We start from the raw sequence: 546 nt of genomic DNA, 5'->3' as shown, positions 1-546 counted from the left end.
ATAAAACAAGATACACCTAGTTATTATTTTTCTCCTAAAGATGAAGATAGTGGCAAAGGAAAACTTAGCATCTTTTATAAAAATGATGAACTTTGCTTGCTTAATTATTCTATTATAGAAAATTCTTTAAATATCAAATTAGAATGTTTAAGCAAGCAAAGCTTAGAGTATAAAGATTTAATTTCAAACACTCTAAAAGAACAAAAAACCATACAAATAAATAAAAAACAAGCTATAGCTAAACTTCATGCCCTTTTAGAAAATCAAAACCTAGAATGTATCCATGGAGGTAAAGTCATACTTCAATCAAACAAAGGAAAAACTTTTAAAGATGGTGGTATGCCTATTATGCTAGAAAGTGATTTGCTTAATTCTAGCATAAGTGGCTGTCCTAATACTATAGGAAAAGTAAGCTATCCTTGTACTAAGGTAGTAGATGTTAAAGGCTCTTTATCTCAAAAGAAAGTTAATAATGAATATGCAATCTTACAAGAACTCATCTCAGCTTGTGTCACAGATAAAGGCTTTCCTTTAAAAGTAAGCTTT

The 546-nt window shown here is 28.9% G+C and carries 1 pseudogene; it reads left to right on the top strand.

Annotation, left to right across the window (positions count from 1 at the left end):
• Positions 1 to 546: pseudogene (locus CAMP5053_RS08345) on the top strand (hypothetical protein); the annotation flags it as partial.

Source organism: Campylobacter sp. S4:11 (assembly GCF_024723695.1).
Lineage (GTDB): Bacteria > Campylobacterota > Campylobacteria > Campylobacterales > Campylobacteraceae > Campylobacter_D > Campylobacter_D jejuni_C.
Note: the sequence above shows the minus strand (reverse complement) of the source record. Positions and strands in the feature narration are given on the sequence as shown.